This is a genomic window from Rothia uropygialis, assembly GCF_004137765.1.
In the GTDB taxonomy this organism is placed as follows: Bacteria; Actinomycetota; Actinomycetes; order Actinomycetales; family Micrococcaceae; genus Rothia.
Genome location: NZ_NOIS01000008.1, coordinates 1 through 5,582 on the forward strand (window position 1 = coordinate 1; position 5,582 = coordinate 5,582).

Annotated in this window: 3 rRNA genes; all 3 read right to left on the reverse strand. The window is 54.2% G+C overall.

The features are described from left to right. Positions 1 to 109 precede the first annotated feature (109 nt). A 5S ribosomal RNA gene (rrf, locus tag EWV35_RS13070) occupies positions 110 to 227 on the reverse strand. A 171-nt stretch (positions 228 to 398) separates the two neighbouring features. Further along, positions 399 to 3,500: ribosomal RNA gene (locus EWV35_RS13075) — 23S ribosomal RNA — on the reverse strand. A gap of 384 nt (positions 3,501 to 3,884) precedes the next feature. Next, positions 3,885 to 5,415: ribosomal RNA gene (locus EWV35_RS13080) — 16S ribosomal RNA — on the reverse strand. The 16S, 23S and 5S rRNA genes sit together here, the layout of an rRNA operon. Positions 5,416 to 5,582: the final 167 nt, after the last annotated feature.

The following is a 5,582-nucleotide window of genomic DNA, read 5'->3' on the forward strand; positions in this document are numbered from 1 at the left end:
GGGGGCCAGCACAAGGGGGTTAAACACAAAAAAGGTGCAGCACGATGCACACCACCACCCCACCACAACGACAGGACAGCAATGCACACCGCACCACACCACAAAAACATTTCGGCGGCGACCTACTCTCCCACACACCTACCGGGTGCAGTACCATCAGCGCTAAGAGCCTTAACTACCGGGTTCGGAATGAGACCGGGTGTACCCCTCTTGCCATAACCACCGAAAAACTAACCACACACACCCACCCCTACCAAGGGCCAGCATGGTGAAACCTCAAACAACAACAACCCACCCAAGGATTGTTATCCCAAAACCATACAGTGAACGCAAACACCCATCACAGGATCATCCATCAAACCTTCATGACAACCACACCAACCCACAACGAGTCGAATGTGTATAAACCTTCGGCCTATTAGTACCGGTCAACTTCACCAGTCTTACGTCCTGGCTTCCATACCCGGCCTATCAACCCCGTCATCTACAGGGAGCCTCACACCCCTCAAAGGAGGCAAGGAGAACTCATCTCGAAGCAAGCTTCCCGCTTAGATGCCTTCAGCGGTTATCTCTCCCGAACGTAGCCAATCAGCCATGCACCTGGCGGTACAACTGACATACCAGAGGTTCGTCCGTCCCGGTCCTCTCGTACTAAGGACAGGCCTCCACAATTCTCCAACGCACGCAGCGGATAGGGACCGAACTGTCTCACGACGTTCTGAACCCAGCTCGCGTGCCGCTTTAATGGGCGAACAGCCCAACCCTTGGGACCAACTCCAGCCCCAGGATGCGACGAGCCGACATCGAGGTGCCAAACCATGCCGTCGATATGAACTCTTGGGCAAGATCAGCCTGTTATCCCCGAGGTACCTTTTATCCGTTGAGCGACGGCCATTCCACAATGAACCGCCGGATCACTAGTCCCGACTTTCGTCCCTGCTCGACCTGCCAGTCTCACAGTCAAGCTCCCTTGTGCACTTACACTCAACACCTGATTGCCAACCAGGCTGAGGGAACCTTTGGGCGCCTCCGTTACTCTTTAGGAGGCAACCGCCCCAGTTAAACTACCCATCAGGCACTGTCCCTGACCCAGATCATGGGCCGAGGTTAGACATCCAATATGACCAGAGTGGTATTTCAACAACGACTCCACCACGACTAGCGCCGCGACTTCACAGTCTCCCACCTATCCTACACAAGCCACACCGAACACCAATACCAAACTATAGTAAAGGTCACGGGGTCTTTCCGTCCTGCTGCGCGAAACGAGCATCTTTACTCGTACTGCAATTTCGCCGAGTTCATGGTTGAGACAGTAGGGAAGTCGTTACTCCATTCGTGCAGGTCGGAACTTACCCGACAAGGAATTTCGCTACCTTAGGATGGTTATAGTTACCACCGCCGTTTACTGGGGCTTAAATTCTCCGCTTCGACCCCAAAGGATCTAACGGGTCCTCTTAACCTTCCAGCACCGGGCAGGAGTCAGTCCGTATACATCGTCTTGCGACTTCGCACGGACCTGTGTTTTTGATAAACAGTCGCTTCCCCCTGGTCTCTGCGACCCATACACGCTCACCACCGCGCAGGTGGATCACGCTCAAGGTCCCCCTTCTCCCGAAGTTACGGGGGCATTTTGCCGAGTTCCTTAACCATGATTCTCTCGAACGCCTTAGTATTCTCTACCTGATCACCTGTGTCGGTTTAGGGTACGGGCAACTAGAACCTCACGCCGATGCTTTTCTCGACAGCATAGGATCACCGAATCCCCCCACCAAAGGGGGTCCCATCACATCTCAGGCCCAAAGGATCGCGCATTTAACAACGACCCGCCCTACATGCTTAGACCACGACAACCACCGCGTGGCCCGGCTACCTTCCTGCGTCACACCCGTTAATGCGTTTACCGCCCCGGCTCAGGCCCCATGCAGACCACACCAGCACTCCACAAGGAAGCACACAGCATGACCCGGATGGTTAGTATCACCGGTTTAGTATGGACGGTCCTTCGTCGGTACGGGAATATCAACCCGTTATCCATCGACTACGCCTGTCGGCCTCGCCTTAGGCCCCGACTAACCCAGGGAAGATTAGCTTGACCCTGGAACCCTTGATCATTCGGCGGATACGTTTCTCACGCATCATTCGCTACTCATGCCTGCATTCTCACTCGCGTACACTCCACCATACGTTCACACGACAGCTTCACCGCAGTACACGACGCTCCCCTACCCAACACACAAAAAATGCATTGTCACGACTTCGGCGGTGTGCTTGAGCCCCGCTACATTATCGGCGCAGAATCACTTGACCAGTGAGCTATTACGCACTCTTTCAAGGATGGCTGCTTCTAAGCCAACCTCCTGGTTGTCTCAGCAACTCCACATCCTTTCCCACTTAGCACACGCTTAGGGGCCTTAGTCGATGATCTGGGCTGTTTCCCTCTCGACAATGAAGCTTATCCCCCACTGTCTCACTGCCGCGCTTACACTTACCCGCATTCGGAGTTTGGCTGACGTCAGTAACCCGTAAAGGCCCATCAGCCAACCAGTAGCTCTACCTCAGGCAAGCAACACGCGACGCTGCACCTAAATGCATTTCGGGGAGAACCAGCTATCACAGAGTTTGATTGGCCTTTCACCCCTACCCACAGCTCATCCCCTCCATTTTCAACTGAAGTGGGTTCGGTCCTCCACGCGCTCTTACACACGCTTCAACCTGGCCATGGGTAGATCACTCCGCTTCGGGTCTAGACCATGCCACTCAAACGCCCTATTCAGACTCGCTTTCGCTACGGCTACCCCACACGGGTTAACCTCGCGACACAGCACTAACTCGCAGGCTCATTCTTCAAAAGGCACGCCATCACCCCAAAAGGCTCTGACGGCTTGTAGGCACACGGTTTCAGGTACTATTTCACTCCCCTCACGGGGTACTTTTCACCATTCCCTCACGGTACTGATACACTATCGGTCACAAGAAAGTATTTAGACTTACCAGGTGGTCCTGGCAGATTCACACGAGATTCCACGAGCCCCGTGCTACTCGGGTATTCGCTCAAGCACCAACGCCATGATTTCGACTACGGGACTCTCACCCACTACGGTCCACCTTCCCAGATGATTCGCCTACCACAACGCTGAACACCACCAGCCAAGTAAGAACTGGTACAAACAAACCCCACAACACCCATGATGCAACCCCTTACCGGTATCACACACCACAGGTTTAGTCTCATCCGCTTTCGCTCGCCACTACTCACAGAATCATTATTATTTTCTCTTCCTGAGGGTACTGAGATGTTTCACTTCCCCCCGTTCCCTCCACACACCCTATACATTCAGATGCGGGTCACTACCCTTGACAGGCAGCGGGGTTTCCCCATTCGGAAATCCTCGGATCACAGTCCAGTTATCGACTCCCCGAGGCTTATCGCAGATTCACACGTCCTTCATCGGCTTCTTGTGCCCAGGCATCCACCGTGCGCCCTTAACGATTTACACACAAATGATCACCACAAAGGCATTCAAAATAAACAATCACAACCCGACACCACAAGGCGCCGGATCATAAGATGCTCGCGTCCACTATATAGTTCTCAAACAACAAACCCATCACCCCACCACAACAACCCCCACAGGAGCCACCATGACGAAGCCAGGCCACACAAGACAACCAACCAACAGTTCATTGCCTCAAAACCCAACAGTGCACTTCATCCCCACACACCAGCACCCACACAGGACACCAGCACGCAAGCAAACAACAAACCCCTCCACACAAAGAAGAGACATCCATTGCCGCGAATATTGTATTCCACCCATGAGCAAACCACCCAGACAACACTCGTGCCCAGCATGGCCAACCAAAACAGTTGAGCTCCTTAGAAAGGAGGTGATCCAGCCGCACCTTCCGGTACGGCTACCTTGTTACGACTTAGTCCCAATCGCCAGTCCCACCTTCGACGACTCCCCCCACAAAGGGTTAGGCCATCGGCTTCGGGTGTTACCAACTTTCGTGACTTGACGGGCGGTGTGTACAAGGCCCGGGAACGTATTCACCGCAGCGTTGCTGATCTGCGATTACTAGCGACTCCGACTTCATGGGGTCGAGTTGCAGACCCCAATCCGAACTGAGACCGGCTTTTTGGGATTAGCTCCACCTCACAGTATCGCAACCCATTGTACCGGCCATTGTAGCATGCGTGAAGCCCAAGACATAAGGGGCATGATGATTTGACGTCGTCCCCACCTTCCTCCGAGTTGACCCCGGCAGTCTCCTATGAGTCCCCACCATCACGTGCTGGCAACATAGAACGAGGGTTGCGCTCGTTGCGGGACTTAACCCAACATCTCACGACACGAGCTGACGACAACCATGCACCACCTGTACACCAGCCCCGAAGGGAAACCGTATCTCTACGGCGATCCAGTGTATGTCAAGCCTTGGTAAGGTTCTTCGCGTTGCATCGAATTAATCCGCATGCTCCGCCGCTTGTGCGGGCCCCCGTCAATTCCTTTGAGTTTTAGCCTTGCGGCCGTACTCCCCAGGCGGGGCACTTAATGCGTTAGCTACGGCGCGGAAAACGTGGAATGTCCCCCACACCTAGTGCCCAACGTTTACGGCATGGACTACCAGGGTATCTAATCCTGTTCGCTCCCCATGCTTTCGCTCCTCAGCGTCAGTAACAGCCCAGAGACCTGCCTTCGCCATCGGTGTTCCTCCTGATATCTGCGCATTTCACCGCTACACCAGGAATTCCAGTCTCCCCTACTGCACTCTAGCCTGCCCGTACCCACTGCACACCCGGGGTTGAGCCCCGGGCTTTCACAGCAGACGCGACAAACCGCCTACGAGCTCTTTACGCCCAATAATTCCGGACAACGCTTGCGCCCTACGTATTACCGCGGCTGCTGGCACGTAGTTAGCCGGCGCTTCTTCTGCAGGTACCGTCACTTTCGCTTCTTCCCTGCTGAAAGAGGTTTACAACCCGAAGGCCGTCATCCCTCACGCGGCGTCGCTGCATCAGGCTTGCGCCCATTGTGCAATATTCCCCACTGCTGCCTCCCGTAGGAGTCTGGGCCGTGTCTCAGTCCCAGTGTGGCCGGTCACCCTCTCAGGCCGGCTACCCGTCGTCGCCTTGGTAAGCCATTACCTCACCAACAAGCTGATAGGACGTGAGCCCATCAAGAACCAGTACAAACCCTTTCCACCAGCACCCCATGCGAGGACTGGTCGTATCCGGTATTAGACCCAGTTTCCCGGGCTTATCCCAGAGTTCAAGGAAGGTCACTCACGTATTACTCACCCGTTCGCCACTCATCCACCCAGTGCAAGCACCAGGCTTCAGCGTTCGACTTGCATGTGTTAAGCACGCCGCCAGCGTTCGTCCTGAGCCAGGATCAAACTCTCCGTTAAAAAACAAAAAGAAAAACCCGTGGCCCAACAAAATAAACCACGACGGACCATCATCACGGGGTGATGACACAAACATCCGCCGTGTCATGTTGAAACCAACAAGAATTCAAAAATAAAAACTTCGGTACAACATTCAAACAAAGCACACTATTGAGTTCTCAAACAAC